Raw genomic sequence first — 26,360 nt, forward strand, 5'->3', positions numbered from 1 at the left:
CGCTGAACTACAACGGCTGCGAGATGTCCAGATACAAGCCAGCAAACATCAGCATGACGAGCACGGTGACCACCCCCATCGCAAAGGGCATGAGTCGCTCGACGTCGGCGAAATATCGCTGTTTGGAACCCCGCCCGGCTTCGCGCACACGCTCGTAGACCGCAATGGCAGCGTGTCCGCCGTCGAGTGGGAGCAGCGGGAACATGTTGAACACGCCGACGAAGACGTTGAGCACCGCAAGAAGCAGGATCATTCCTGCCCAGCCGGAGGATTCACCGACGTCGTCCGAGACCTGAGCCACTCCGTACAGGGTCGTCGGGCGGCTGCTCAGGTCCTCGTTGTCTCCGGTGACGTGGCTGATGATGTTGACCGGGTTGAGCACCTTCACGACACCCTTGGTCGACTCCCAGGCAAAGGGGAAGATGTCAGTGACTGCATTGCCAGCAGCCGCGGGGATCGAGTGATCGATGGTGTCGAACACTGATCCGCTGCTGATTCCTGCCAGCGCATCGCCGTTGTCGTTGACACCGAGCGTGAGCGTGAGAGCAACGAGTTCGCCATTGCGGAGTACGCCAAGAACGACACTGTCGTCCGGCTGGTTGGTCCGGATTACCTCGCCGAGTTCGGCGGGACTGTCGATGGCTGCGCCATCAACGGCAACCACGATGTCACCGGGCAGTACGCCAGCGCCATCGGCCGGTCCACCGGCGGACAGTTGGCTGACGCGCGCGCCATCGCTGAATGATTCTTCTCCGGCTATCGCATACACACCGAACAGCAGCACGATGGCGATCAGCATGTGCATGATCGATCCAGCCGAGATCACCAAGAGGCGGCGAGGAAAGCTTTTCTGTCGGTAGGTGCGGGCTTCGTCACCTGGCTCGACCTCGTCCATACGATTCATGCCGATAATGCGAACGAAGGCCCCCAACGGCACCGCCCGAACGCCGTACTCGGTCTCTCCGCGACGAAAGCTCCAAAGTCTGGGTCCGAAGAACAAGAAGAATTGAGTGACCTTCATGCCCGTCCACCGGGCCGTGAGGTAGTGGCCAAGTTCGTGGAGGAAGATCGAAATAACGACACCCACCACGAACACGAAGATCCAGAAGTTCGCAAAGCCGAGCCAAGCAAAAAGCGCAGCGATGCCAAGCATCGAAAGCGCTCCCCTCCAACCGCCGGCGAGTTCGTCCTCGGTGAGGTTCTCGGTGACGGCGCCACCCGCCATGATTTCGCTCTTGGCTTTCGCCACTCGCGACAGCTCATCTTCAGTCGGTTTCGGAGGTGTGAGTTGATCAGTCATCGTTGCAATACCTCATCGGCAATTCGTCGAGCTTCTTGATCCGCTTGGATCACATCGTCGACGGTGTGGGGGATCCCACCATCATGGCGCTCCAACACCGCCTCGCACACGTCAGCAATCTCATTCCATCGCAAATTTCCTGTGAGAAAAGTCTCAACTGCCACCTCGTTCGCAGCGCTGAGCCACGCTGGCGCCGTACCGCCTGAGCGTCCAGCGTCGTAGGCGAGCTGCAAGCAGCGAAAGGTGCCAAGATCTGGCGGCTCGAAGTCGAGCGAGCCCAACGTGGCCCAATCGATGCGACCGAAGGGTGTCGCGATGCGGTTCGGGTAGCCGAGCGCATAGCCGATCGGCAGCTTCATCGTCGGCATACTGAGTTGGGCGATGGTTGATCCATCGGTGAACTCGACCATTGAATGGACGACAGATTGAGGGTGCACGACCACCTCAATCTGGTCATACGGCGTTCCGTACAGCTCGTGCGCCTCGATCACTTCGAGACCCTTGTTCATCAACGTGCTCGAATCGATCGTGATCTTCGGACCCATACTCCACGTCGGGTGCGCCAGCGCATTTTCGACGGTCACAGCAGCAAGGTCATCAGCGGTGCGACCGCGGAACGGACCTCCGCTCGCGGTCAAGAGCAGCCGACTGACCTCACGATCGCTCTCGAAAGACGCCCGCAGACATTGGTGGAGCGCACAGTGTTCGCTGTCGACTGGCACCAATTCGGCGCCTGGCGTCGATCGGAGCGGCTGGACCACAGGGCCCGCAGCAATGAGGCTCTCTTTGTTCGCAAGCGCTAGGCGCTTTCCAGCTCTGAGGGTCTCCACGGTGACCTCAAGACCGGCAAACCCGACGACACCGTTGACCACGACATCCGCGTCGGCGATCAATGCCGTGGCATCACCCTCGACCGCGGCCGATGTGCGCGACGCCACATCACAACGTGTCGCCTCGTCGGCGACGACGATGAGGGGGATGTCGAAAGCTGCCGCCTGGGCAACGACAGCGTCCGCTGAGCTGTTGACACTCACGCCCGTCACGACATAGGAGCCGGGGACGCGATCGTTCTCGGCCTGAATGACCTCAAACGTTTGCCTACCGATCGAGCCGGTTGAGCCAGCAATCGCGACTCGCACCGGATCAACGGTCATCGGTGCAATCTTCTCAGGAACCGAGCTGTGACCACGGCTCGACAACGCGCATCAAGTAGTAGACGGCAGGCAGTGCGAACAAGAAGCCGTCGAAGCGGTCAAGTACACCGCCGTGGCCCTTGATCAACGTCCCGAAGTCCTTGACGTCGAGGTTCCGCTTGAACATGCTCTCGGTGAGATCACCGAGCGGGGCGAAGATCGAGATGACGATGCCGAGCATCAGGAGGTGGCTGGTGTCAGACCACGTGTCGCTCGCATCTTGCATCCCGACGAGCAGCATGACCACGAGGGTCAAGATGGTGCCGCCAAGAAATCCTTCGACCGACTTATTGGGGCTGATCCAGCCGCGCAGCGGTGTCCGCCCGAACGCACTGCCGACGAAGTACGCGCCGACGTCGTTGGCAACCACGCCCACGGCGAGCAGCACCAAGGTGTCGGTACCGATGCTCAGCCCACCAAAGAAGTTGGAGTAACGAATGATGAGCGCCGCGAACGAGCCGAGCACGCCGATCCATACGACGCCGAGCATCGTGATGGCCATGTTGGGCATCGGGCCAACTTCGATCGAGTCAGAGCCGATGAAACCCATCGCTCCGGCAAAGAATGCCAGCGCCAGGACCAGCGGAATACCGTTCTCGCCGACCCAGTAAGCAACGGCCGGTGCTGCGACACAGGCCACGACGCCAGCGGCAACGGCAGGGCGGTAGCCCTTTTCGGTGACCTTGGAGAAGTACTCGATGGCTGCAAGCCCAAGCAGAATGCAGACAAAGATGATTGCGCCGAGCGGACGCCACATCGCAGCAGCGATAAACACTGCCGCCAGCACCAAGCCGCTCGCGATGGCGACCGGAAGATTACGCTTGGCACCGGGTGGCGGGCCCCCTGCGCTGGGTGGACGTTGGCCCTGACCGCCACCGCCCCGGCGCTGCGGCTCGGGTCGGCGAGGCATCCCTGACGGGTCGGTACCAATCGTGATTCGGGCCGGTTCGCGCGGTGCTGCGGCCACGACCTCGTGCAGTTCGGTGGCCTCTCCAGCAGTATCGGCATCGACGGCTGCCGCAATCGGCTCGACTGGAGCGTCTTCCCAAGAGATCTCACCGGTCGGGTCTGAGGGGGCCGTCGGGACCGATCCCGACGGCGTATCGACCGGGTCGCCTTCCTTCCAGACGGGCGCGTCGGACGTGAACGGGGACCAGACGTCAAGATCGTCGGTTGGATCAGCCTCAGGGGTAGCACGGGCAATGGCCGGTACTTCTCCGGTGGCGTCTTCAGTCCAGTGCGGCATCGCACCGGTGCCATCCTCGTCGAGTTGAAGACGGCCAGATCCACCGGACGGTGATTCTGGCCAGTCGTCGTTCGACAGCGGAGCCTCAGCAGCCTCTGGACCGGGTGTGACCTGCTGCTCGGAGGTGTTGCCAAAGAGCGGGCCACCAAACTCGGAGTCGTCGAAGGCATCCATTTCGGCCTCAAGCCGACCCGGACGACGCCGTGCGGAATCATTGTCTTCAGGTCGCCAAATGTCGTCGGTCATCGTTGTTCCCCCGGCCCCTCAGATCTCGAGGAGTTCTTCTTCTTTTCGGTGAAGCGCCGCGTCGATCCTGTCGACGTGCTCGCTCGTGGTCTTATCGAGTTCTTTCTCGGCGCGCTCCAATTCGTCTTCGGAGACATCACCATCTTTCTCTTCAGCTTCCATCGCCTTGCGCGCATCGCGCCGCAGGTTGCGCAGCACAATACGCCCGTCCTCGGCCATGTTCTTCGCAACCTTCACGTATTCCTTGCGGCGTTCTTCGGTCAGCTGCGGCAGCGACAGACGAATCGCGATGCCGTCGTTGTTCGGATTCACACCCAGGTCGCTTTCTCGAATGGCCTTCTCGATGGCCTCGAGCGATGTTCGGTCATGCGGCTTGATGAGCAACTGGCGGGCCTCAGGCACGGAGATCGAAGCGAGCTGCAGAATCGGAACTGGAGCGCCGTAGTAGTCGACATTGATGCGCTCGACGAGTCCGGGATTGGCCCGACCGGTTCGGACCGTGCCGAACTGCGTCTGAGTGTGCTCGACAGCCTTGTCCATCTTGTCCATGGCCTCGAGAAGGGTGTCATCGATCACGTCGACCATCGTACCCAGGACAGAGGTCGGCGCAGGACCATGCGGACTTTCATCGAAACTGGTTGCAGCGTCTCAGCCGCTGACCAAGGTGCCTTCGGAGCCGCCTTGCACGATGCTGCGCAGCGAACCTGGTTTCGACATGTCGAACACGACGATCGGAATGTCGTTGTCGCGGCAGAAGGCGATCGCGGTCGCGTCCATGACCTTGAGGTCTTTCGTCATCACCTCGAGGTAGCTCACCTGCTCGTACTTCTCCGCGGACTCATCGGTCCGAGGGTCTGCGCTGTAGACCCCGTCAACGCCGGAGTGCGTTCCCTTAATCAACACTTCGGCTTCAATCTCGGCGGCGCGCAGCGCAGCCGCTGTGTCGGTCGTAAAAAATGGGTTACCCGTCCCGGCGGCAAAGATGACGACGCGCCCCTTTTCGAGATGCCGAACAGCCCGACGGCGGATGTAGGCCTCGGCAATGCGCGGCATCTCGATCGCCGACTGCACCCGCGTCTCTTGGCCCTGTCGTTCGAGCGCATCCTGCAACGCCAGCGCGTTCATCACGGTGCCGAGCATTCCGATGTGGTCGGACTGTGTTGCGTCCATCCCGGTCATCGAACCCTCCCGACCACGCCAGAAGTTGCCGCCACCGACGACCACAGCGACATCGACGTTCAAATTCTGCCGGAGATCGATGATTTCCTTCGCCGTGGCCTCAAGCGTTGCGCCATCGAGGCCCTTGCCAGAATCGCCTGCAAGCGCCTCACCCGAAGGTTTGAACACGATGCGCTTGAATTTCGGACGTTGTGCTCGTTCAGTCATCGTTGAGGTCTCCGTCAGGATCAGGTACGGGCGCGAAACAGCCCCGCTGAACGTACTTGACGCGCAACGGGGCTGTTCAAATTGACCGTGGACTTCAGATCAACCGATCTCGACCTGGGCGAAGGCGACGATCGATGCGGAGCCAATGAACTGGCTGACCGACTGCTTGTCGTCCTTGGCGTACGGCTGATCGAGCAGTGCCACATCCTTGAAGAATCCACCGATGCGGCCTTCGACAATCTTGTCGAGTGCCGCTTCGGGCTTCCCTTCGTTGCGGGTGATGACGGTGAGGGTCTCGCGCTCTGCTGCGACGACATCGGCCGGCACATCGTCACGGCTGAGGTACTTCGGGCGTGCGAACGCGATGTGTACTGCCACGTCGTGGGCAAGCTCGGGCGTCCCACCGGCGACTTCGACGAGCACGCCGTTGACGCCGCGGCCACCCTGCATGTGCTGGTAGCTGTCGAGGATGTTGTCGCCGGCAGCTTCGATACGAGCGACCTGGCCAATGCTGATGTTCTCCTTCAGCGTGACCTTGAGCTCTTCGAGATCACTCTGACGCTCGGAGATGGACTCAACGCCCTTCTCAGCGACCAGAGCGACGAGAGCATCGGCCTCAGCCTTGAAGAGGTCTGAACCAGCGCTGAAGTCGGTCTCGCACTTCAGTTCGACGATGGCACCGACGTTGCCGGTGATAACGAGACTGACAACGCCCTGCGTGGCGTCGCGATCCTCACGCTTGGCGCTGGCTGCGAGGCCCTTTTCGCGGAGCCACGTCTTGGAGGCTTCCATGTCGCCGTCATTTTCCTGCAAGGCTTTCTTGCAGTCCATCATGCCGGCGCCGGAAGAGACGCGGAGCGCCTTGACGTCTTGTGCAGTGAATGACATGTTCTTCAGCTCTCCGTTTCGACTTCGGGCGTCGCAGCGGCAGCAGGGGCTTCCTCAGCCACTGGCGCTCCCTCTGCAGGTACGGCTTCGGCTGGAGCCTCGGCCGCTGCGGGAGCGGCTTCAGCAACCGGCGCGTCCTTGGCAGCAGCAAGCTTGGCATCGCGCTCGGCCTGCTGCTGAGCAGCTGCGTTACGCGCAGCGGCCTGCGCAGCTTCGAATGCGGCCTCTTGCTCCGGCGTCTTCTCAGCAACCGGGGCAGGCGCGGGGTTGCGCTTGTTCGCGATGAATCGGCCTTCGGCGACGGCATCAGCGATCACGCGTGCGAACAAGCTGTTCGAGCGAATCGCGTCGTCGTTGCCGGGGATCGGGTACGTCACCACTTCAGGATTCACGTTGGTGTCGACGACAGCAACGACAGGGATACCGAGCTTGCGAGCCTCGGTGACAGCGATGTGTTCCTTGTTGGTGTCGAGCACGAAGATTGCGTCGGGAGCCTTCTTCAGACTGCGCAGACCACCCAGGTTGCGCTGCAACTTGGTGAGCTCGCGATCGAGGAGCAGTGCTTCCTTCTTGATCATGACGTCAAACTCGCCCGAGGCCTGCATGCGCTCGTACTCGAGCATCTTGTTGACGCGCTTGCTCATCGTTTCGAAGTTGGTGAGCATGCCGCCGAGCCAGCGCTCGTTCACGTAAGGCATCCCGCACTTATCGGCGTAGCTCTTGATCGGGTCCTGGGCCTGCTTCTTGGTGCCCACGAACAGAATGTTGCCGCCTCCGGCGACGAGGTCACGGACGAACCCGTAGGCCGTCTCAACTCGACCGAGCGTTTGCTCGAGATCGATGATGTAGATACCGGCGCGCTCGCCGAAGATGAAACGCTTCATCTTGGGGTTCCAACGACGGGTCTGGTGGCCGAAGTGCGCTCCGGCTTCCAACATCTGACGCATGCTGATAACAGCCATGTGGTGCTCCTTGTGCGGTTTTTCCCACCGATCGGCGCCGCGAGGCGACCGCTGATTGATCGATGAGACCTTGAGTGTGTGCCATTTCGGTTGAAACGACGTGACCAATACTATCGGCGCTGCATTCGCCCCACACCTTGGGCCAGATGCCCTGCACCACGCCTCGGCGGCACGCGGCTCAACGGGCACACGACCAGACTGGAGTCGGCCCGCTTCGTCGGGCCGTGCCGTCGATTGGGACGAGTCGAGGCCGACCGACAAGGTGGCCGAGGTAAGGCTCGGGGTCGCGATACCGACCGTCCACTCGAAGTCCGAAGTGGAATCTGCCGTCGGCCGTGCCGAGTACCGCGCCGCGCGCAACGCTGACACCACGCCTGACTCGCACACCGCTCAACTCGCCATAGGTCAACTTCCAGCCATTGGCGTGTTCGACGACGACATAGATGGTTCCCGCCACGGGCCCACTGAAGGCAACCCTGCCAGCAGCAACGGATCGAACGGCACTCGCCGCGCCAGTCCGAAAGTCAATACCCCGATGCCCGGCGCAGTATCGACACGGCGGCGCCCGGAACGGGTCGACGATGGGCCCGGTAACCGGCGGCTGCCAGCAGGGAGTCGCCTCGGCGACGGCTCCGAAGCTGAAGGTGAGTATTGACATCGCTGTGCCAACGGCGAGCAGGGCGCGTCCTTGCATCATAAATCCTCTCGGCGGAGTGATCTGATGGACGCTGGGCGTCGATGGGGCCAGCGGCCCGAAGTCTCATCTGGTGCCAGCGAACTGGCCCGATGTTAGGTGAGCCCGGCCGCCCCAAGTCGAGCTCGCAGGTGCAGCACCGACTTGGTATGGATCTGGCTGACTCTGCTTTCGGTCACGCCGAGGACCTCGCCGATTTCCGACAAGGTCAAGCCTTCGTCGTAATAGAGCGACAGCACCAGCTTCTCGCGCTCCGGGAGCTTCTTGATCTCGACACGCATGACATGGCTGAGCTCGCGATTCTCAACGACGGCCGTGGGCGAGCCCGACATCGCGTTGTCGGGTGCCGACGGCTCGGCTCCTGCGGCGATCGCTCGATCGAGTGGCCCGATCGTGGTGCTCGCGATTGCCGACAGCCACTTGGCGAGGTCGGCCGGAGTGATACGGAGGTGCTCGGCCAGCTCTTCGTCGGTCGGGCCTCGGCCCAGCTTGTGTTCGAGTTCGGAGAAGGACTTCTCGACGCTTCGCGCCCGGCTGCGGACCGAGCGGGGCACCCAGTCGAGTTGGCGTAGCCCATCGTAGATCGCACCGCGGATGCGCGGCACCGCAAAGGTTTCGAACTTGACCCCGTGCCCGGTATCGAAACGTTCGATCGCATCCATGAGCCCGAAAACCCCGGAGCTGATGAGATCGCCAGAGTCGACGCTCGATGGAAGACCAGCGCCGACACGGCCGGCCACGAACTTCACCAACGGCGAGTAGTGGACGATGAGGTGATCGCGAGCCGCCGAGTTGCGGCGGTTGAGCCACCGCGTCCACTGCATCTGAAGGTCTGCGTCTTCGGGAACAATGCTCATGCTCTGGGATGGGCCTCGCGATAGGCAGCAGAGAGTCGCTCTCGACTGACGTGGGTGTAACGCTGCGTTGTGGCCACATCGGCGTGACCCAACAGCTCTTGTACGGCTCGCAGGTCGGCACCACCGTCGAGGAGATGCGTCGCGAAACTGTGCCGTAACGCATGGGGATGGGTCGGCGTTGGCGACCGGCGGTCGATGATGCGACGGACGTCCCGTGGCGTGAGACGTTTCCCCACTTCGTTACCAAACAACGCATCGCCCTGATCACCGGTGACCACCTCGGGGCGCACGTCGATCCACCGCCGGAGCGAGCGGACAGCGTGCTCGCTGAGCGGAACGCGGCGTTCCTTGTCGCCCTTGCCCCACACGGTGGCAGCACCAACCGTCAATGCGAGTGACGACACGTCGAGGTCGCACAGCTCGCTGACACGCACCCCCGATCCGTAGAGCACTTCGAGCACCGCATCGTCGCGACACCGTCGCCACTCGGGTTCGTCGGCATCTGGACCCGCTTCGAGCAGTCCGGTGACTTCGCGGCCGTCGAGCACACGCGGGAGGCGACCGCTGCCAGCTGGGACCGAAACACCGCTGGTGGGATCGAGTTCCGCAACGTTGTTGGCCACGGCCCACTTGAAGTAGCGACGCACGGCGGCAATTTTTCGGGCGATCGTGCGACGCGCGAACTGGCGGGTGGTGAGATGGGCGAGGTACCGCCGAATGGTCGTCCGAGTGACGCTCGCCGGGTCGACGAGATCGCTGCGTGCGCACCATGTCTCGAACAAACGCAGATCGGAGACGTAGGAGGTGATCGTGTTGTCGGACAACGACGTGAGCGCTCTCGCGAAGTCGTCGATCCGCCACTGGTCCACATGGCGATCGTATTGTCTGCCGCTCGGCAAATTCGGGATGGGTCACGGTTGCACCAGGTTCACCCAGCGGTCGTCGACCAATGCTCGTCATGCCAGCTCAGCCCACTCATCGACGGCTTCGAACCAGCCACCGGTCTCGATGAGCCATCCCGCCCCTTCGAGGCGGGCGAGGAGCATCGCTGCTTCACCGATCGCTGCTCCGGTGAGCAACATGATGGCGTCAATCGTGCGTGGCGACTCGCGACAGGCGGCATATACGTCGGCGTCAACGCCGGCGAGCGGTGTGCGCGCATCGAATCGAGCACGTCCGGCTCGGCGATGATCGAGGCCGAGAGCCATCAAGACGTCAGCGGTCTCGGTGGCCGCGATCGCCCCGTCGGCCAACAGCTTGTTCGTTCCTTCCGATGCCCGACTATGCACCGATCCGGGCACGGCCATCACATCAATGGATCGGTCGGCGGCTTCGCGCACCGTGATCAGGCTGCCGCCGCGGTCACGGCTCTCGACAACGACAAGCACCTCGACAAGCGCCGCCAAGATTCGGTTGCGGAGTGGAAACCGAAACGGATCAGGCGATGTGCCGACCGGCCACTCGGAGATCAACACACCCCGAGCCGCGATCGCGTCCCACAGGTCACTGTTCTGCTTTGGGTACGGCCGATCCAGCCCGCATCCAACGACTGCTGCCGGGGTCGCCGTCGGGCACGACAGTGCGCCCCGATGAGCAGCTGCATCGATGCCGCGCGCCAGGCCAGACAGCACCACCACGCCAGCCTCGGCCAATTCACAGCCGAAACGAGCGGCCGTGGCACGCCCTGCCTGCGTGGCGTTGCGAGTGCCGACGATGCCCACTCGTCGAGCATCGAGGGCGCCAAGGTTGCCGCGTACGAACAACACCGCCGGGCACGCCGGATCGGTGGAGAGCTGCGGCGGCACCGAGGGGTCTGCAGGAGTCAACACGCGGACACCGGCTGCGACCGACGCCTCCCAGCACTCCCGTGGATCGCGCCGCTGGGCTGATTGCCGCCACGCTTCGGCCAGGGTGCAATCTTTCGCGAACACTGCCGCAATGGCGGGCGATGGGCGATGTGTTCCTGCCGCCATGCCGTATGCCTCGGGAGCTGGTCGCCCGCGCACCAGATGGCGCAGGCGACCCACGGTCATGCGATCGAACCCAGCGAGGGCTGCCAAGTAGCCGGCGTCAGGCACGTCCGAGCTCACGCGACCCGCCCCATCGGCAGCACTTTCGTGAACGCAGCTCGGAGTCCGAGCGCGAGATGCACAGCCTCGTCGTCCACCACTTCGCTGGAAGTCGAGCGCAGATCGGCGATCGACCGAGCGACGCGCCGGATCCGGTGATACCCGCGAGCACTGAGACGACCGTTTTCGAGTTCATGCCGCAGGACAGCCCGACCCGGCCCGTTGATTGGGGCGAACTCGTCCAACTGTGAACCAGACAATGAACGATTGAGACACCCCTGCCGGCTCAGCGCCCGCACGCGGGCTGCTTGGACTCGCTCGGCCACGACGGCGGTCGATTCGGCAGGTTCGTGAGCGAGGAGATCGTCGACGCTCGGACGATGCACGTTGACTCGGAGATCAAATCGATCCAGCAACGGACCCGACAGTCGCCGAACGTAGCGATGGAGCTCCGTTGGGTTACACAAGCACTCCCCCGGTGCTCCGCCGCCGCAGGGACACGGATTCATCGCAGCAACAAGCAGAAAATCGGCAGGCAACACCGCATTGATTCCTGAACGCGACACGACGATTCGCCGATCCTCAAGGGGTTGGCGCAGACCGTCGAGCACCTTGGGAGCAAATTCAGCGATCTCGTCAAGAAAGAGCGCCCCCGCATGCGCCAACGACACCTCACCCGGCCGGGCGGTGCCCGATCCGCCACCGATGAGCGCCGCACTTGTGGCGGTGTGGTGGGGAGCCCGGAATGGCGGCCGCGTCACCAATCCGCCGGGCGACAGCGGAACACCGGCAGCGGAAATGACCATCGTTGCTTCGAGTGCTTGATCACGATCGAGTACCGGCAGCAGACCGGGCAAGCGTGACGCCAACATTGTCTTACCAGCACCTGGTGGCCCGACCATCAGGAGGTGGTGGCCTCCTGCCGCAGCGATCTCGAGTGCGTGGCGAGCCATTGGCTGGCCTTGCACCTCGGCGAGGTCAGCGAGACGTTCGGGTTCTGGTTCAGACTGCGGGACGTTGTGATCTGGCCACGGGATCAGACCGTTGAGCACGGCAACCAGCTCACCAAGATTGGCGACGAGACGCACTGCTCCCAGTGCCGCCACGCCCGCCTCTGCTGCACTGGCGATCGGCACAACAACATCGAGTTCACCGAGCGCCCCGACCATGGGCGCCACGCCCGCAACGCCTCGAACCGAACCATCGAGGCCGACTTCACCAATGAATGCGAGGCGTTCGATCGATTCCGGTGACACGACCTCGCTCGCCGCCAGAATCCCCATTGCGATGGCGAGATCGAGGCCAGCGCCTGTTTTTCTGTCGCCCGAGGGAGCCAAGTTGACGGTGATCTTGATCTTGGGGAACGGCAAGCCTGAACTCAGGATCGCTGCACGGGTTCGATCGCGGGCCTCGCGGACCGAGTCGTCGGGGCGGCCACCGATCGAGAAACCCGGAAGACCCTGCCCCACGTGTACTTCGACGCGAACCGGATGACCTTGAGCACCCACGACAATGGCGGATGAAATCGACGCGAACATGGCGCCTCCTCTGTGACGCGGCGCACCGCACCTGACAATGAGGAGGGACAACCGGGCCCCACGACCGATCGACGCAACAGCAGTACGTCGAGAAGGCCAACATACCTGAGCGCGCTCACAGAGTTCATGGGCGCCCTGGTTTTCGGAGAACGTCGTGCGACAATGCTGCCCGTGTTACGCCGCATCCGAACTCGCTTGCCCGTCATGGCGACGTGTCTGGCTGTTGGGCTGCTCTCAGGCTGCAACGGCGGCGATGACGCAGGAGACGCCGAACGATTCTGTGGTGAGGTGCAAGTGAACGCCGAACGGCTTACGCAGCCCGGCCTGCAGTTCACCGATGACATCGAGCCGTTCCTCAATCTCTATCGCGAGATTGGCGCGCTGGCGCCAATCGCGATCGAGCTCGAGTGGGATCAGTTGATTGATGCCTACGAGACCGCCAGCACCGTGGTGCCGGGTGATCCCGAGTCAGAACAATCTGCGCTTGCCGCGATTTTCTCAACCGAAAAGTCGGCAGCGGCCATCGACAGCTGGCTTGAGACAAACTGCGCCGTGGACATCGGGCCGGTCTTCACGATCGTGGCGCAAGACAGCTGAACTCAGCCGCTTGCGAAATCAGCCGAGGATTTCGCCGCGCTTCAAGATGACGCTGTCGCACAACCCGTAGTCCCTCGCCTCTTCGGCGGTGAACCAGCGATCGCGCTCGGAATCTTCCTGGATCTGCTCAAGCTCTTTGCCCGAGTGGAACGCGATGAGCTCGGCCATGCGCTGCTTGGTGTACCGGAGCTGCTCAGCCTGGATCTGGATGTCCGAGGCCTGACCACGGAGGCCCGCAAGCGGCTGGTGCATCATGACGCGGGCATTTGGCAACACATAGCGTTTGCCTGCTGCGCCCGCTGTGAGCAAGAACTGCCCCATGGATGCGGCGAGCCCGAGGCACACCGTTGCGACGTCACAGCCGACGAACTGCATCGTGTCGTAGATGGCCATGCCAGCGGTGACCGAACCACCGGGGCTGTTGACGTACAGCCAAATGTCGGCGTTGGGGTCCTCGCCTTCGAGATACAAGAGCTGCGCACAGATCTGATTGGCGATGTCATCGTTGACATCGGACCCGAGCATCACGACACGGTTCTTGAGCAACCGGTCGAACACAGCCGATCGCGGATCGAAGCCGCCCTCGAGCGCGTGAGGAGCACCGGCATTCGCATGTGAGATGGAGAGTTCCGACATCCGGTCAGGCTACCGCCAGACGCCGACTTGACAGACGTACTCCTCCCCTGAGAAGTCATATCCGTGGGCGCCAGCTTTCGACCTTCGACGATCGGCTCGTCGCCCGGGAACCCCGCTGCGCAGACCGTGCGGGTCCCACTCGGGCCCGCACGGAGATTTGCTGTTCGGACAGAACAACGAAGGTCCGGGGCCCGACAAGGTGGCGGTTGGTTTGCAGCAGACGTCGAGCCGCCTCCCCCGCGCGGGACTCAGCGCGTCACACCGCTCATCACGACCACGATCTGCTCGTCATCGCCAATCTCGGTGCGTGCGGCCAGAACTCCGGCCAGACCCGCGGTGCCAGTCGGGCTTGCCTCGAAGCCGGCTCGATGGGCCAGCGCATGGGCCTCGCGCACCTGCTCTTCAGTGGCAATGACCGGGCGACCACCGCTTGAGCGCACAGCTTCGAGTACGCCGACCCAGTCGTAGGTCTCATCGTCGAGAATGCCGTCAGCGAGCGAGGACGGGTCGTCCCAGACCGTCATGATCTGGGCCCAGTTCTCGGCCGGGTGCTCAATGCCTTCAGACCGTCTCCATGCCCGTTCGAACGGTGCGCACCCCTCGGTCTGCACAGCGAACAACGGCGCAGGCCCACAAACATCGTTCATTGCTGCTCCGACGGCGGCGGCGAACGCGCCACCTCCGACCTGAATGAAGACACGGTCGATCTGCGCGATGCCAGCCGCCGCTGCTTGCTCGCAAACTTCCCAGCCGAGCGTTCGGCCGCCGTCGAGACACAGCCCGTTCTCGGGGCCCTGCACGGTGAAGGGCACCGATCCCTCGGCAACGGCATCTCGGAAACGCAGCATCGCCGGGTCGCCGGCCGGGTCGTCGTTGCGTCGCTCGCTGCGATGCACACGTGCGCCAAGTTCATCCAGCCGGTCACCGAACCCATCGCTCATCCACGTGGGCACGTACACATCGAGCGGCCAGTCGGCAGCCTTCGCCAGAATTGCTGCGGCGAGCGCGGCGTTCCCACACGATGCAATCGCGAGCGGTGGCCGCTCCGCCAAGAGCCCCAGCTCTTGGGCAGCTCGGAGGTGGAGCAGGATCGAGAAGAGGAATCGCGCCTTCTGACTGCCACCCACTCCCCCGGTTTCGTCCTTGACCCAGATACCACCGCGAGCGGACAGACCGAGCTCGTCGGAAAGGAACGCGGATCGCGCAAACGGCGTGGCGACAAAGCCGGCATCATCAACGACACGGATTGCGGCGTCGAGTTCCTCGACCAACTCGTTCCGGCGTGCTCGATCCATGCCATGCGCGTCGGCGAAGGCAGCCCACGCCAAGTTCTGGTCGTCGGTGGCAAATGTGTTCGGCTGCCGCTCGGGCGGATCAACCCGCGGACCGCTCACGATCTGCAGGACGTGGCACCGGTCAGTGGCTGTTGCGTTTGGACAGCGGAATGCGAGCGGCGTCGCAACGGGAACCTCGGCGCCGCACGTGGCGCAGCGCCATCCGATCACGGCCATCCGCGTGTCGTCCATGTGCGCGTGCAGCGCTTTCAGCCTGCTGCGACTTGCGCGTTGAAGTCGTCGATCATGCCGTCCCAGACGCCGGTGTATCGACGCAATCCTCGCCAGAAATCCTGGGAGCGCCGGGCCTCGAACAGGTCAAACGGCGTGCCCTGCTGCTCGACCCAGGTGTAGTAGCCGAGATTGAACAGCCGGCGACGGTCGAGGTCGGTGCAGTCGATCATGTGGTCGGTGGATGCCGCACCCAGATGTTCGCCGACCGCGGCAGCGGCATCGGTCGTGGTGAACTCGTTGCCGTACTGCCGTTCGAGCAGCTTGGCTCGCTCGCTCGGGTACAGCGCCGCGCCATCGGTGGCGACGGTGATCAGTGCTTGGTTTTCGCCGAGGTTGAGCAATTTCGCAGTCTTGATTGCCGCGAGGACATTTGCGATTGCCGAGAAACCGAAGTGTTCGAGTTTGTCGACGAGGCTCTGGGAGACACCTCGGGATTGAGCGAGATATGCCCGTCCGGCCTCGGTGTTGAACGTCAGATCCAACTCATCGGTTGCCTTATCGGAGATACCGACGACGACGTCGGTGTTCGCGATGTTGTGGATCAGTGGGATGTGCTTGTCGCCGATGCCTTGAATGTTGTGCTCGCCGTACCCGTTCTCGAGCATCGTCGGGCATTCCAGGGCTTCGACAGCCACAATCTTGGCCCCGTACTCCTCCTTGAGTCGGTCGCCGGCGGCGATCGTTCCGGCTGATCCGGTCGCCGAGGTGAACGCCGCCAGCTCGAGGTCGCGTCCGACGAGGCCATACTCATCGCGCACTGTTTCGAAGACGTGGCCGAGCGCACGTCCCGTCACGTTGTAGTGACCGAGATGATTACCGAACTCCGAGAACTGGTTGAGGATGAAGTTGCCCGGATCCTTTGCCAACTCGTTGCAGGCGTCGTAGATCTCTTTGACGTTCGACTCGGTGCCGTGCGTCTTGATCACATCTTCTTCAGGATTGGCACACCATGTGTCGAGCCAGTCGAACCGCTCTTGACTCATGCCTTCGGGCAGAATCGCAACGCCACGACTCGCCATGATCTTCGAGATCGCGATGCCACCTCGGGCGTAGTTGCCAGTTGATGGCCACACGGCACGGTGCACCGTCGGGTCAAACTGGCCGGTGACGACGCGAGGGGCGAGACACGAGTAGGCAGCCAGCACCTTGTGGGCGGTGATCATCGGGAAGCGGTCGCCGAACACGACGATGATCGGCGACGCGACCCCCGTCAGCGTTGATGGGAGCACGACGTGCTCCGGGACGTCGACGCGGTTCCCCTGCAGGTCGTTGTACCAGTGGACGCGCCACAGGTTGCGTGCGTCAGGACCCTGGGGGTCGGCATCGCCCACCTTCTCCGCCTGATCGAACGTGGACGGATCGGCAAGCTGCGCAAATGTCGGCAGGGTGATGCCCTGCTCACGAAACCGTTGCACAGAGTTGGCCACCGCTGCCTCGTCAACAATCCTGTCAGCCAAACCGAACTGGTTCTCAAGGGCATCGGTGGTCGCAGCGGAAGCTTCGTCGGTATTGATCACTTTTACATTCTGTCAAAGTCCACGGCAATGGGCGACACCATCGAAGATTTCTTCGCTCACCTCGGTCAGAACGGCCGGTCGTCTGGAGGGAGCGTGCTCGGACCGACGTGGGCGTCGAGCCAGTCGGTGAGCGGCTGCGCTCCAACCCAGACATCCCGAATTCTCTTCGCCGCACCTGCCCCGTGGATCCACTTCGGCGCACCGAAATTCTTCACGGCGATACAGCCCTTCATCCTGAGCAGCTCAATACGAGGGTGGTCCTTCGGATACCCACGCGGCGCCGTCTTGAGCTGATCGATGGCGCTGATCTCGTATTTCGCCCGACGCATCTCGACGATCATTCCAGTGATCTCCTCGCCGGTACTCTCCGCATCGATCACCTCGCGAAACCGCTGGAGCTGATCCTTTGCCATTGCGTAGTAGCCAGCTCCCGTCATCAAGCCCTCGGCGGAGAACTGGATGTAGTGACCTGATCCGCCTTCGAGTTCGCCATAGGCACCCTGATGCGTCTTGTAGGGCGGCTTGTTCTTCGAGAACCGAAGGTCGTTGTGGGGCCTGAACATATGAAACGGTCCATAGTCGGCAAGTTCCTCAGCGAGTTCCGCCATTGGTGTCTTGACGTGTTCGACGAACCGATGCTTGTTGGCCTGCCAGAAAGCTTTCGAGTTGTCAGCGACGAGCTCCTCGTAGAACTCAATGCCATCGACAGGAAGCCCAGAGAATGCCATGGCTCTATTCTGCCGCCATCGCCATTGCTGCATACAGGGCAACGCCGTTGGCCAACTTCTTCTCGCTGATCCGCATCAAGTTGGAGTGGTTGGGAGCGGCGGTCGCAGGCGTCAGATCTTCGGGGCACACGCCCATGAATGCCATTGCTCCGGGAACGTGCTGCAGCACATAGCTGAAATCCTCAGCTCCGAGCAGTGGCCGTGGCATCTCGGTCACCTGTTGTGATCCGAGCACACCCTCGGCCACAGACAACGTGAGATCGGCTTGTTCCTGATGATTGATGGTGACGGGATAACCGGGGATGATCTCCGATGTGCAGGAGCAACCATGGGCTGCCGCCGTTCCCTCGGCAACGCGAACGAGGTCCGAGTGGATCGTCGCCCGCGTACCTTCGTCAAGAGCGCGAATGGTTCCTTCCATGTACGCGCTCGGGGGAATCACGTTGTTGGTGGTTCCCGCTTCGATATGGGCGACGGTCACGAGCCCGCTCAGGGCGGGGTCCAACGAGCGGCTCACCATCGTGTGGAGACCGGTGATTGTTGCTGCTGCAGCGGGGATCGGATCGACGCAGTGGTGCGGAGCCGAGGCGTGACCACCCTCACCGTGGACCGTAATCTCGAACCGATCGGCGCTGGCCATCAGTGATCCGCCCCTGGTGGTGATCACGCCGTCGGCGAAGTTGGTGAAGACGTGAATGGCAAAGGCTCGGTCGACGCCGTCGAGCACACCCTCTTCGATCATGTACTTGGCACCGTGAAAGCCCTCTTCTCCTGGTTGAAACATGAAGCGAACCTTGCCAGTCAGTTCGCTCTTGTTCTCGCTGAGTAGTCGGGCTGCACTTGCCAACATGGCGACATGGGAGTCATGGCCACAGGCGTGCATCGCCCCTTCGATCTTGGACTGGAAAGGAGATTCGTAGTCCTCCTGGAGTGGCAAGGCATCCATGTCGCCCCGCAGCAGCACGGTCGGCCCAGGCTTGCCAGTATCGAGATCGGCGACCACCGATGTCGTCGACTCTCCGAGCGTGATGCTGAGCCCAAGCCCTGTCAGCGAGTCGAGGATCCGTTGTTGAGTTCGCGGGAGCTGGAGACCCAGCTCAGGATCGGCATGGATGCTTCTACGCAATTCGATCGTCTCGCCATCAAGGGCGGAGGAAGCAGCGAGGATGTCAGGTCCGAGAGCAGTTGCCATGGCCCGATCGTAGGCGCATGCACTCAGGTCGCAAGCCCAAAGGACGCCATCACCCGATCTTGCCGCCACCCCTCCCAGGTCGAAGAACAAACGGGTCCGGCACATGACGGGACAGCCTCTTGCCTGGGACTACTCTCCCGGCATGGCAGACCTCTTTCTGGGCGGCGCGATCGATCCGGCGACGCACGAACGCACCACCGATGACGCTTCGAGCCACGTCAGCGTGGCCACCGACAAGCTGACGACTCACGGCGTCATCGTGGGCATGACCGGCTCGGGCAAGACCGGACTTGGCGTGATCGTCATCGAAGAGGCACTTCAGGCAGGACTCCCGGTGATCGCCATCGACCCAAAGGGCGACCTCACCAACCTCTGCCTCACCTTTCCCGATCTTGTTCCTACCGATTTCCGCCCCTGGATCGACGAGGCCCAAGCGAAGAATGCTGGCCAGACACCCGACGAGTTCGCGGCGAGCCAGTCCGAACTCTGGACGAAGGGACTCGGCAGCTGGGGGGCTCAGCGGCGCCGACATCGGCGAACTGCGGGCGAAAGCCGACTTCACGATCTACACACCAGGATCACAATCTGGCGTGGCGTTGAACATCGTCGGCTCACTGCAGGTGCCGACCGACCTCAGCGATGCCGAGGTCGTCGGCGACGAGATCGAGGGCTACGTAACCGGCCTGCTCGGCCTCGTCAGCATCGACGCCGATCCGCTGTCGAGTCGCGAACACATCCTCCTGTCCAACCTGATCCATCATTCGTGGCAAGCGGGCAAGGCCATCGACTTAATGACGCTGGTCGGGCAAGTGACCACCCCTCCAATTCGCAAGCTCGGCGTGTTCGAGCTCGACCAGTTCTTCCCTGAAACCGACCGCATGGCGCTGGCGATGAAGCTCAACGGACTGCTCGCCTCGCCATCATTCGCCGCCTGGGGTGCCGGCGCGCCACTCGACGTGCAGTCGATGATGTACACCTCGGACGGCAAGCCGCGCTGTGCGATTATCACGACTGCACACCTCTCGGACACGGAGCGTCAATTCGTCACATCGCTCGTCCTCGCGAAGCTCGTCACCTGGATGCGAGCACAGAGCGGCACCACCGACCTGCGTGCCATGCTCTACATGGACGAGGTCGCCGGCTACCTACCGCCGACGGCAAACCCTCCGACCAAGAAGCCGATCATGCTCTTGATGAAGCAGGCGCGAGCGTTCGGCCTTGGCGTTGTCCTGTCGACGCAGAATCCAGTCGACATCGACTACAAGGCGATCTCGAATGCCGGCACCTGGATGATCGGTCGACTCCAGACTGACCGCGACAAGGCGCGCCTCCTTGACGGCATGTCGTCCGCGGCAGGTGACGTTGACATCAACGCTGTTGGCGACACCATCTCGGGCCTCGGCAAGCGAGAGTTCATGCTGCGCCGCGCCGGCCAGGACCAACCAGAGGTCTTCACGACGCGCTGGGCGATGTCATATCTCCGCGGCCCGATGACCCGTGACCAGATCGACACGATGATGGCGCCAACGAAGGCGGACGTCACGCCAGCGCCCGCATCCGCGCCAGCACCGGCCTCGTCCCCTCCCGCCTCCAGTCCTGCCTCTACTCCAACCTCCGCTGACGTCCCGGCGTTGAGCGATGATGAGACCGCCGTCATGCCCGAGGTCGCTGACGGCCGACCGGTTCGCTACGTCGATGTTGCTGCTCCATGGCTCGGTGACGTCGGTGGCGATGAGCGCGGCGAACGCTTCGAGGCGGCGGTCGTGGCGCGCGTCGCACTGCGATACGACGAGACCAAAGCCGATCTCATTCACGACGACGAGTACGAGGCCGTGCTGTTTCCCCTCGGTGAGCAAATCGATGCATCGCACATCGTGCAGGTCGACTACGACGATCGCGATTTGCGCGTCAACCCCCCGGACAAGATCGTGTTCGGACTCACCGATGCGAAGATTGCCAACAAGACCTTCTGGTCACAGGTGGAACGCGACATTCGGGACCAGCTCACCCGCACCCTCAACCTCGAACTTCCCGCGAACGCAGGGTTGAAGCTGTACGGACGTCCGGGCGAGGATGCCGAACTCTTTGAAGCCCGTTGCCTGAAGACCGCCGACGACCAAGCCGACGCCGAAATTGCCAAGCTGCGTGACAAGTACGAAACCAAGGCGAGGTCACTGCGCGACAAGATCGAGGCCTCCGAGGATCGCATCGAAGAGCTCGAAGAGCAGACCAAGGGCAAACGCAACAGCGAGCTGTTATCAACCGCCGGCTCGGTGCTCGGCGGCCTGCTCGGCGGCCGCAAAAGCAAGGGTGGTCTCCTCGGTGGTTTGCTCGGCCAGGCGGGCACCGCTGCTCGTCGCCGCGGGACAACCAACGCGTCTGAGCAGCGGTTGGAGTCCGCCGAAAACAAGATGGGACGCCTCGTGCAGCAGGTCGAGGACCTGGAGATCGAGCTTGAGGAGGAAATCATCGAGATCGACGCCAAGTGGATGGAACTGGGCAAGAACATCACCACGATCAGCGTCGGCCTGGAGAAGACCGACGTCAAGGTCACGCAGCTCGTCTGCGCCTGGATCCCCGTTGGGTAGTCCGCCCATCGCTCTCACGATCATCGGCTGTTTGCCGCGAGGGCGGCCACACTGGACCCCAGAGGCCTCTAGCCTGGGCGAGCACGCCGACGTAGCCCAATTGGCAGAGGCACAGGCTTTAGGTGCCTGTCAGTGCGGGTTCGAGTCCCGCCGTCGGCACGAGCCTCACGAACTGATCAGCGTTGCTCCAGCGCGCTGAGCAACGCTGCAAACGCTCGACCGCGGTGCGAGATCACGTTTTTCGCCGTTGACGCCATCTCGGCGAAGGTCAGTCCATCTGCTTCGTCCGGAGCGAAGATGGCGTCGTAACCAAACCCGACGTCGCCTCGCTCACTCGGCGCAATGTGCCCTGGGCACACACCTTCAACAGCAAGTTCGGTGCCATCTGGCCACATCACCATTGCCACCGTGATGAACCGGGCGCCTCGCTGGTGGGCACCATTCAACTCGTCGAGCATTTTCGCTCGATTGTCCGCATAGCTGCACCCCTCCCCTGCGTAGCGCGCTGTGTGCACACCTGGCCGACCGTCGAGTGCATCGACAAACAGCCCGGTGTCATCAGCAACCGCGGGAAGACCGGTGGCTGCCACGATCGCGGCAGCTTTCAAGCGAGCGTTCCCGACAAGAGTGTCGGCATCTTCGACAACGTCAGGGACCTCGGCCGGGCGCGGCAGCAGATTGACGACACCGTCCAGGAGTTGTTGAATCTCGGCGACCTTGTCGGGGTTGGCCGACGCGCAGACGAGCTGAAGCATCAGTTGGTCAACGGGCCGGGCGAGCCGATGGGGCTTCGGCGACAAGCGCAGCTTGCGCGTCGGAGATCGTGGTCAGACCGCCCTCGGCCAGACCGAGCAGCGAGTCAAGCTGCGATCGGCTGAATGTCATCCCTTCGGCGGTGCCTTGCACCTCGACAAAGCTGGCTTCACCACCGGCGACCGGGCGCAGCATCACAACATTCATGTCGACTTCCGCAATGGAATCCTCAACGTAGGGCAGGTCGAGCACAGGGACACCGCCGACGATGCCGACACTGATCGCAGAGCAGAACGAATGCAACGGATTGACCGCAAGGTCACCGCGTTGCACGACACGTTCAAGCGCGTCGTGAAGCGCCACGAATCCTCCGCAGATGCTCGCCGTACGGGTCCCGCCATCGGCTTGCAAGACGTCACAGTCAACAATGACCTGACGTTCGCCAAGCGCTTCCATGTCGCACGCCGCCCGCAACGACCGGCCAATCAGACGCTGAATCTCAACGGTGCGGCCGCTCTGCTTACCCTTGGCAGCCTCACGGTTGATGCGCTCTGGAGATGCACCTGGCAGCATCGAATACTCTGCGGTGACCCAGCCTTTGCCGGAGCCCCGCATCCAACGCGGCACGTCCTCATCGATCGACGCCGTACACAACACGCGTGTGTTGCCGAACGACACGAGCACCGACCCATCGGCCATCTCGGTGAAGTCTCGCTGAAACGAAAACGGTCGGAGCTCGTCGGCGGTGCGACCGTCGGGGCGTGGTGCGGATCCTGTCATGGCCCGCAACGTAGCGGCTGAGCGGTCAGTCTGTGCCGGGGACAGAACAACCACGTGCCGGTGGCCACGGCTCGGTTTCGTCGAGTTCAGGGCCAAGCAACTGGCGACCAAGTTCCCGGAACGCATCGATGTCTCCGCTCGACGCGAACCGGTGCGTGCCGCGACGGCCATCGCTGCGCAACAGACCCAACTCGGCAAGTTGGTGCTGCACAGCGAATGCCGTTTCGTCAGCGGAGCTGACCAGTGTGACGCCCTGGCCCATCACATCGCTGATCGTGCGCGCCAAGAATGGATAGTGAGTGCAGCCCAACAGCAGCGCGTCGACATCAGCCTCGCGAACGGGTGCGAGGAGCCGCTCAGCAAGAACCGTCACTTCGTCGCCGACGGTTTGACCGCGCTCGACAAACTCGACAAAACCCGGACATGCCGCGCTCGAAAGCGTCACCGGCGCGCCGCCCGCTGCGATCGCCCGGACGTATGCACCCGACGACACCGTGCCCACGGTTCCAATCACACCAACCCGGCCCGTTGTGGTGGTGCGCACCAGGGCGTGAGCACCCGGAGCAATAACGTCGATGACCGGCACGTCGAGTTCGGCGCGCAGCGCATCAAGTCCGGCCGCAGTCGCAGTGTTGCACGCGACGACAATTGCCTTGGCGTGATAGTCGTCAACCAGGCTTCGGGCGAGTTCGCGTGCGTACTCACGAACGTCATCGAGTGGCTTTGATCCGTAGGGGTAGCGGCCGGTGTCGCCGATGTAAATGAGATCTTCGGCAGGAAGTAGATCGATCGTTGCCCGGGCGACGGTCAGGCCGCCGAAGCCTGAGTCGAACATCCCAATCGGCCGGTCCACACCTGTAGAGCGTACTCAAGTGCTGCCAGCAGGTTCCTCAACAGGAACCGGAGAAACACGAAACGGGGCCGCCGGAGGATTTTGTGGGCCTCCAGAGTCACAGATGAAGACAACGCCTCACTGTTTGTGATGGCATCGCATCGGATCAACGACGTTTCGTACTCGATCTGTCCGGAGAAATAGTCCTCACGAACTTGTCAAAAGTAGATAATCGATTCGGCGTTTGCTTCCGCGACATCGAGGTCATCGGTGTATGCACCGGTTGACAGATACTTCCAGCCGCCGTCGCAGACGATGAACACGATCGTTCCGGCGTCAATCTGCGACGCGACCTTTCCCGCTCCGGCCATAGCCGCACCCGCAGAGATCCCGGCGAAAATTCCGCACTCATTGACTAAACGTCGAGTCCATTCTATTGATTCCCGTGGCCGCACTACTCGCTTGCGGTCGAGTAGGTCGATGCCGTTCCAGTTCTCGAAAACTGGCGGGATGTACCCGTCGCCGATGTTGCGGAGACCCTCAACGCGCTCCCCTAATGGCGGCTCTACTGCGATGACTTGAATTGTTGGGTCATGTTGTTTGAGGAACGTGCCGGTCCCCATCAACGTGCCGCTCGTACCGAGCCCGGCAACGAAGTGCGTGATACCGGGCGCGTCGCGAATGATCTCTGGTCCAGTGCCCTCGAAATGAGCACGCGGGTTGGCGTCGTTTGCGTACTGGTATGGGAAGTACCACTCAGGATGTTCAGCAGCGAGCGCTTTGGCTCGAGCAACTGCACCATTCGAACCTTCAGGTCCTGGAGTCAACATAATTTCGGCGCCGAAGATCTCAAGCATCTGGCGACGCTCTATTGACACGCTGTCCGGCATCATGATTTTGATTGGGTAACCCTTGATACCTGCAATTGCTGCGAGTGCGATGCCGGTGTTCCCCGACGACGGCTCAAGAATGGTCTGACCTGGTCGTAGCCGCCCGTCTGCTTCGGCTGCCTCGATCATGTATTTCGCTATGCGATCTTTAACCGAGCCAAACGGGTTCTGCATCTCCATCTTGGCCAAAATTCGTACATTTGGGTTCGGTGAAAGATTGGATACGTCGACAAGCGGTGTGTTGCCGATCATGCCGAGAACACCTTCGTGCAGCATGTTTGGATACGGGGGTCCAACAACATGTGGGGGTGCAGTCATCGTCATTGTGTTCATCTTCTTTCTCAACCTGTGCGTCTGTTCAGGTATTCCGACAAATCTGATCTGTGTTGTCGGGAATTGTATAAGCAGCCTGCGGCGCGTGAGATGTCGAGCTTGAAGTCCGCCAGCAGTTCCGCTGGCTTTTTGATCAGAGAACCGTGATCTGCTCTTCGGTGATTTCGCCGTCGGCGATTCGGTAGCTTCGCATCTCTGGCGCTTGCCGCTTCAAGCTGACAATTACATAGTGCCAACGCGGATCGACTGCTGCGGCAACATCGGTTGGGCTCGGATACGGCTCGGAGTGAGTGTGGCTGTGAACCACCCCATTGATCTCCCAGCCACGATTATCCGCAGCCACTTCGACGCGCATGAAATCCCTCGGGTTCACGGTGTACACACGGGCCGAAGCGTCATCGTTGTGGGTTGCGTGAAATTCAGGGGCCTGATCTGGTGACGGACCAACGAGAAGTCCACACATCTCAAGCGGATACTCATCAAGTGCCTCGCCAATGATCTGGTTGTACGCATCTCTGGAGATCTCAATCACCGTTGCGAGGGTACCGATAGCGTGGCAGCTGAAACAGGACTGGCAGGATGGCAAAGAAGGGCAAGAAGACTAAACGTGGGTCGAAAGACGACGGCACCACGCTGATTGCGAGTTACAAGCGCGCCTATCGGGACTACGAGATTCTCGACACCTGGGAGGCCGGCATGGTCCTCACGGGAAGCGAGGTGAAAAGCCTGCGCGAGGGCAACGCCCAGATCGCTGAGGGTTACGCACGAGTCCGCAAAGGCGAGATGTGGCTCGACGGCATCCATATCCCTCCCTACACCAACGCCATTGGTTTCGGTGCCCATCAACCTGACCGCGAACGCAAACTGCTGCTCAATCGAGCTGAAATCGATAAAATTGATATGCGGACCGCACAAGGGGGACTCACCATCGTGCCGCTTCGCTTGTATTGGAAAGGTGGCCGCGCCAAGCTTGAAATCGGGCTTGCCAAGGGCCGGACCAAGGGCGACAAACGCCACAATTTGGCTGAGCGCGATGCTGATCGAGAAATCGAAGCAGCATTCAACCGTGCCGCCAAGTACGGCAATAGCTGAGCACTGACGACCGGTCTGCTCTTTCAGCGGCTACTTTGGAGATCCACATATTGATCACGGGGCTGACTGGATTCGACGTCAGTAACGCTGTTCGAGTTTGCAACCCGAGTTTCTCAGACTCGTTAAACGGGGAAAAAAACACAATTGCCGTTGATAACGACAATTTCGCTCTCGCCGCCTGATTACTCAGGTTGAGAACGAATCATCGTGAGCAGAAATGTCGCACGGGGCCTCTCCACCACAGCCCGGCAACAGAAGTGGGGGATGACAATGGGAAAGACCATTGCCAGCGGGAAAGACTGCTGACTTTCAGGAAAGACTGAGCGTGGTTCGCCTTGAGCGGACAGCCGACCCGTCGGTGTCTCAGCGTTAGAGTCAATGCCGGGAATGGTTGTAGCAAGTTCGTCCATCGGCTGAGGGACGGGGGTTCGATTCCCCCCAGCTCCACTGAGGGGGATTCGTAGAATTACGGGTC

General features: G+C 62.0%; 25 protein-coding genes, 1 tRNA gene, 1 other RNA gene and 1 pseudogene. 6 read left to right on the plus strand and 22 right to left on the minus strand.

Annotated features, from left to right (window positions below; translation table 11 throughout):
- Positions 1 to 7: 7 nt before the first annotated feature.
- From ACH2DW_RS03535 to ACH2DW_RS03590, 12 genes are all read right to left on the minus strand, one after another.
- A complete protein-coding gene (locus tag ACH2DW_RS03535; RefSeq protein WP_394928330.1) occupies positions 8 to 1,300 on the minus strand; it encodes a M50 family metallopeptidase in 1,293 nt (430 codons plus the stop codon).
- Positions 1,297 to 2,454 (minus strand): 1-deoxy-D-xylulose-5-phosphate reductoisomerase, encoded by a 1,158-nt coding sequence (dxr, locus tag ACH2DW_RS03540; protein ID WP_394928331.1) that lies wholly within the window; start codon positions 2,452 to 2,454, stop codon positions 1,297 to 1,299. Before dxr ends, ACH2DW_RS03535 begins: the two co-directional genes overlap by 4 nt.
- A gap of 13 nt (positions 2,455 to 2,467) precedes the next feature.
- Positions 2,468 to 3,985, minus strand: a complete 1,518-nt coding sequence (locus ACH2DW_RS03545) for a phosphatidate cytidylyltransferase (RefSeq protein WP_394928332.1) — start codon at positions 3,983 to 3,985, stop codon at positions 2,468 to 2,470.
- 18 nt (positions 3,986 to 4,003) lie between these two features.
- The gene (gene frr, locus ACH2DW_RS03550; protein WP_394928333.1) at positions 4,004 to 4,561 is read right to left on the minus strand and encodes a ribosome recycling factor; all 558 of its coding nucleotides are present in this window, start codon (positions 4,559 to 4,561) and stop codon (positions 4,004 to 4,006) included.
- Between the two features lie 72 nt (positions 4,562 to 4,633).
- Positions 4,634 to 5,371 carry a UMP kinase gene (gene pyrH / locus ACH2DW_RS03555; protein ID WP_394928334.1) on the minus strand — a complete coding sequence of 246 codons (738 nt, stop codon included), beginning with the start codon at positions 5,369 to 5,371 and terminating at the stop codon, positions 4,634 to 4,636.
- Between the two features lie 99 nt (positions 5,372 to 5,470).
- On the minus strand, positions 5,471 to 6,259 hold the full coding sequence (gene tsf, locus ACH2DW_RS03560) for a translation elongation factor Ts (protein WP_394928335.1): 789 nt from the start codon (positions 6,257 to 6,259) through the stop codon (positions 5,471 to 5,473).
- A gap of 5 nt (positions 6,260 to 6,264) precedes the next feature.
- Complete coding sequence (rpsB, locus tag ACH2DW_RS03565) at positions 6,265 to 7,221, minus strand: 30S ribosomal protein S2 (protein ID WP_394928336.1); 957 nt, start codon at positions 7,219 to 7,221, stop codon at positions 6,265 to 6,267.
- A gap of 178 nt (positions 7,222 to 7,399) precedes the next feature.
- Positions 7,400 to 7,915 carry a murein hydrolase activator EnvC family protein gene (locus tag ACH2DW_RS03570; protein ID WP_394928337.1) on the minus strand — a complete coding sequence of 172 codons (516 nt, stop codon included), beginning with the start codon at positions 7,913 to 7,915 and terminating at the stop codon, positions 7,400 to 7,402.
- Positions 7,916 to 8,010: 95 nt separating this feature from the next.
- The gene (locus ACH2DW_RS03575; protein ID WP_394928338.1) at positions 8,011 to 8,772 is read right to left on the minus strand and encodes a FliA/WhiG family RNA polymerase sigma factor; all 762 of its coding nucleotides are present in this window, start codon (positions 8,770 to 8,772) and stop codon (positions 8,011 to 8,013) included.
- Positions 8,769 to 9,641, minus strand: a complete 873-nt coding sequence (locus ACH2DW_RS03580; protein WP_394928339.1) for a tyrosine recombinase — start codon at positions 9,639 to 9,641, stop codon at positions 8,769 to 8,771. The genes ACH2DW_RS03575 and ACH2DW_RS03580 overlap by 4 nt, the downstream gene beginning before the upstream one ends.
- Before the next feature lie 87 nt (positions 9,642 to 9,728).
- The gene (dprA, locus tag ACH2DW_RS03585) at positions 9,729 to 10,862 is read right to left on the minus strand and encodes a DNA-processing protein DprA (RefSeq protein ID WP_394928340.1); all 1,134 of its coding nucleotides are present in this window, start codon (positions 10,860 to 10,862) and stop codon (positions 9,729 to 9,731) included.
- Complete coding sequence (locus ACH2DW_RS03590; RefSeq protein WP_394928341.1) at positions 10,859 to 12,379, minus strand: YifB family Mg chelatase-like AAA ATPase; 1,521 nt, start codon at positions 12,377 to 12,379, stop codon at positions 10,859 to 10,861. The genes dprA and ACH2DW_RS03590 overlap by 4 nt, the downstream gene beginning before the upstream one ends.
- A 171-nt stretch (positions 12,380 to 12,550) precedes the next feature.
- On the opposite strand from ACH2DW_RS03590, the gene ACH2DW_RS03595 reads away from it, so the two are divergent.
- Complete coding sequence (locus tag ACH2DW_RS03595) at positions 12,551 to 12,976, plus strand: hypothetical protein (protein ID WP_394928342.1); 426 nt, start codon at positions 12,551 to 12,553, stop codon at positions 12,974 to 12,976.
- An 18-nt stretch (positions 12,977 to 12,994) separates the two neighbouring features.
- Here the strand turns inward: ACH2DW_RS03595 and ACH2DW_RS03600 are convergent, their stop codons facing one another.
- The 5 genes from ACH2DW_RS03600 to ACH2DW_RS03620 all read right to left on the minus strand — a co-directional run bounded on the left by ACH2DW_RS03600 (position 12,995) and on the right by ACH2DW_RS03620 (position 18,617).
- The gene (locus tag ACH2DW_RS03600; protein ID WP_394928343.1) at positions 12,995 to 13,612 is read right to left on the minus strand and encodes an ATP-dependent Clp protease proteolytic subunit; all 618 of its coding nucleotides are present in this window, start codon (positions 13,610 to 13,612) and stop codon (positions 12,995 to 12,997) included.
- Positions 13,613 to 13,860: 248 nt separating this feature from the next.
- A complete protein-coding gene (locus ACH2DW_RS03605) occupies positions 13,861 to 15,138 on the minus strand; it encodes a PLP-dependent lyase/thiolase (RefSeq protein WP_394928344.1) in 1,278 nt (425 codons plus the stop codon).
- Positions 15,139 to 15,155: 17 nt separating this feature from the next.
- Positions 15,156 to 16,697: a pyridoxal-phosphate dependent enzyme gene (locus tag ACH2DW_RS03610; RefSeq protein ID WP_394928345.1), complete on the minus strand. Its 1,542-nt coding sequence runs from the start codon at positions 16,695 to 16,697 to the stop codon at positions 15,156 to 15,158.
- 65 nt (positions 16,698 to 16,762) lie between these two features.
- Positions 16,763 to 17,425 carry a DUF2461 domain-containing protein gene (locus ACH2DW_RS03615; protein WP_394928346.1) on the minus strand — a complete coding sequence of 221 codons (663 nt, stop codon included), beginning with the start codon at positions 17,423 to 17,425 and terminating at the stop codon, positions 16,763 to 16,765.
- 4 nt (positions 17,426 to 17,429) lie between these two features.
- Complete coding sequence (locus ACH2DW_RS03620; RefSeq protein WP_394928347.1) at positions 17,430 to 18,617, minus strand: M20 family metallopeptidase; 1,188 nt, start codon at positions 18,615 to 18,617, stop codon at positions 17,430 to 17,432.
- 142 nt (positions 18,618 to 18,759) lie between these two features.
- Between ACH2DW_RS03620 and ACH2DW_RS03625 the strand changes: the two are divergent.
- From ACH2DW_RS03625 to ACH2DW_RS03635, 3 genes and pseudogenes are all read left to right on the plus strand, one after another.
- Positions 18,760 to 18,978 (plus strand): annotated as a pseudogene (locus ACH2DW_RS03625) (helicase HerA-like domain-containing protein); the annotation flags it as partial.
- A gap of 229 nt (positions 18,979 to 19,207) precedes the next feature.
- Complete coding sequence (locus ACH2DW_RS03630; RefSeq protein ID WP_394928357.1) at positions 19,208 to 21,205, plus strand: hypothetical protein; 1,998 nt, start codon at positions 19,208 to 19,210, stop codon at positions 21,203 to 21,205.
- 85 nt (positions 21,206 to 21,290) lie between these two features.
- A tRNA-Leu gene (locus tag ACH2DW_RS03635) sits at positions 21,291 to 21,364 on the plus strand.
- Positions 21,365 to 21,381: 17 nt separating this feature from the next.
- On the opposite strand, the gene rdgB is transcribed toward ACH2DW_RS03635, so the two are convergent.
- The 5 genes from rdgB to ACH2DW_RS03660 all read right to left on the minus strand — a co-directional run bounded on the left by rdgB (position 21,382) and on the right by ACH2DW_RS03660 (position 25,325).
- Positions 21,382 to 21,960, minus strand: coding sequence for an RdgB/HAM1 family non-canonical purine NTP pyrophosphatase (gene rdgB, locus ACH2DW_RS03640; protein WP_394928348.1), 579 nt, complete (start codon positions 21,958 to 21,960; stop codon positions 21,382 to 21,384).
- A 7-nt stretch (positions 21,961 to 21,967) separates the two neighbouring features.
- A complete protein-coding gene (rph, locus tag ACH2DW_RS03645) occupies positions 21,968 to 22,738 on the minus strand; it encodes a ribonuclease PH (RefSeq protein WP_394928349.1) in 771 nt (256 codons plus the stop codon).
- A gap of 25 nt (positions 22,739 to 22,763) precedes the next feature.
- Positions 22,764 to 23,591 (minus strand): glutamate racemase, encoded by an 828-nt coding sequence (gene murI / locus ACH2DW_RS03650; protein ID WP_394928350.1) that lies wholly within the window; start codon positions 23,589 to 23,591, stop codon positions 22,764 to 22,766.
- 197 nt (positions 23,592 to 23,788) lie between these two features.
- Positions 23,789 to 24,736: a PLP-dependent cysteine synthase family protein gene (locus ACH2DW_RS03655; RefSeq protein WP_394928356.1), complete on the minus strand. Its 948-nt coding sequence runs from the start codon at positions 24,734 to 24,736 to the stop codon at positions 23,789 to 23,791.
- A gap of 190 nt (positions 24,737 to 24,926) precedes the next feature.
- A complete protein-coding gene (locus tag ACH2DW_RS03660) occupies positions 24,927 to 25,325 on the minus strand; it encodes a Mov34/MPN/PAD-1 family protein (protein WP_394928351.1) in 399 nt (132 codons plus the stop codon).
- A gap of 47 nt (positions 25,326 to 25,372) precedes the next feature.
- Between ACH2DW_RS03660 and smpB the strand changes: the two genes are divergently transcribed.
- Complete coding sequence (smpB, locus tag ACH2DW_RS03665) at positions 25,373 to 25,885, plus strand: SsrA-binding protein SmpB (protein ID WP_394928352.1); 513 nt, start codon at positions 25,373 to 25,375, stop codon at positions 25,883 to 25,885.
- Positions 25,886 to 25,943: 58 nt separating this feature from the next.
- Positions 25,944 to 26,335: a transfer-messenger RNA gene (gene ssrA / locus ACH2DW_RS03670) on the plus strand.
- The last annotated feature ends 25 nt before the right edge of the window (positions 26,336 to 26,360 follow it).

The organism is uncultured Ilumatobacter sp., assembly GCF_963980585.1.
In the GTDB taxonomy this organism is placed as follows: Bacteria; Actinomycetota; Acidimicrobiia; order Acidimicrobiales; family Ilumatobacteraceae; genus Ilumatobacter_A.

Bases quoted from the DNA above. Each gene is read 5' to 3' on its own strand.
- ACH2DW_RS03535 (WP_394928330.1), bottom strand. From the start codon at position 1,300: ATGACTGATCAACTCACACCTCCGAAACCGACTGAAGATGAGCTGTCG.
- dxr (WP_394928331.1), bottom strand. From the start codon at position 2,454: ATGACCGTTGATCCGGTGCGAGTCGCGATTGCTGGCTCAACCGGCTCG.
- ACH2DW_RS03545 (WP_394928332.1), bottom strand. From the start codon at position 3,985: ATGACCGACGACATTTGGCGACCTGAAGACAATGATTCCGCACGGCGT.
- pyrH (WP_394928334.1), bottom strand. From the start codon at position 5,371: ATGACTGAACGAGCACAACGTCCGAAATTCAAGCGCATCGTGTTCAAA.
- tsf (WP_394928335.1), bottom strand. From the start codon at position 6,259: ATGTCATTCACTGCACAAGACGTCAAGGCGCTCCGCGTCTCTTCCGGC.
- rpsB (WP_394928336.1), bottom strand. From the start codon at position 7,221: ATGGCTGTTATCAGCATGCGTCAGATGTTGGAAGCCGGAGCGCACTTC.
- ACH2DW_RS03570 (WP_394928337.1), bottom strand. From the start codon at position 7,915: ATGCAAGGACGCGCCCTGCTCGCCGTTGGCACAGCGATGTCAATACTC.
- ACH2DW_RS03575 (WP_394928338.1), bottom strand. From the start codon at position 8,772: ATGAGCATTGTTCCCGAAGACGCAGACCTTCAGATGCAGTGGACGCGG.
- ACH2DW_RS03590 (WP_394928341.1), bottom strand. From the start codon at position 12,379: ATGTTCGCGTCGATTTCATCCGCCATTGTCGTGGGTGCTCAAGGTCAT.
- ACH2DW_RS03600 (WP_394928343.1), bottom strand. From the start codon at position 13,612: ATGTCGGAACTCTCCATCTCACATGCGAATGCCGGTGCTCCTCACGCG.
- ACH2DW_RS03605 (WP_394928344.1), bottom strand. From the start codon at position 15,138: ATGGACGACACGCGGATGGCCGTGATCGGATGGCGCTGCGCCACGTGC.
- ACH2DW_RS03615 (WP_394928346.1), bottom strand. From the start codon at position 17,425: ATGGCATTCTCTGGGCTTCCTGTCGATGGCATTGAGTTCTACGAGGAG.
- ACH2DW_RS03620 (WP_394928347.1), bottom strand. From the start codon at position 18,617: ATGGCAACTGCTCTCGGACCTGACATCCTCGCTGCTTCCTCCGCCCTT.
- rdgB (WP_394928348.1), bottom strand. From the start codon at position 21,960: ATGCTTCAGCTCGTCTGCGCGTCGGCCAACCCCGACAAGGTCGCCGAG.
- rph (WP_394928349.1), bottom strand. From the start codon at position 22,738: ATGACAGGATCCGCACCACGCCCCGACGGTCGCACCGCCGACGAGCTC.
- ACH2DW_RS03655 (WP_394928356.1), bottom strand. From the start codon at position 24,736: ATGCTGCACGAAGGTGTTCTCGGCATGATCGGCAACACACCGCTTGTC.
- smpB (WP_394928352.1), top strand. From the start codon at position 25,373: ATGGCAAAGAAGGGCAAGAAGACTAAACGTGGGTCGAAAGACGACGGC.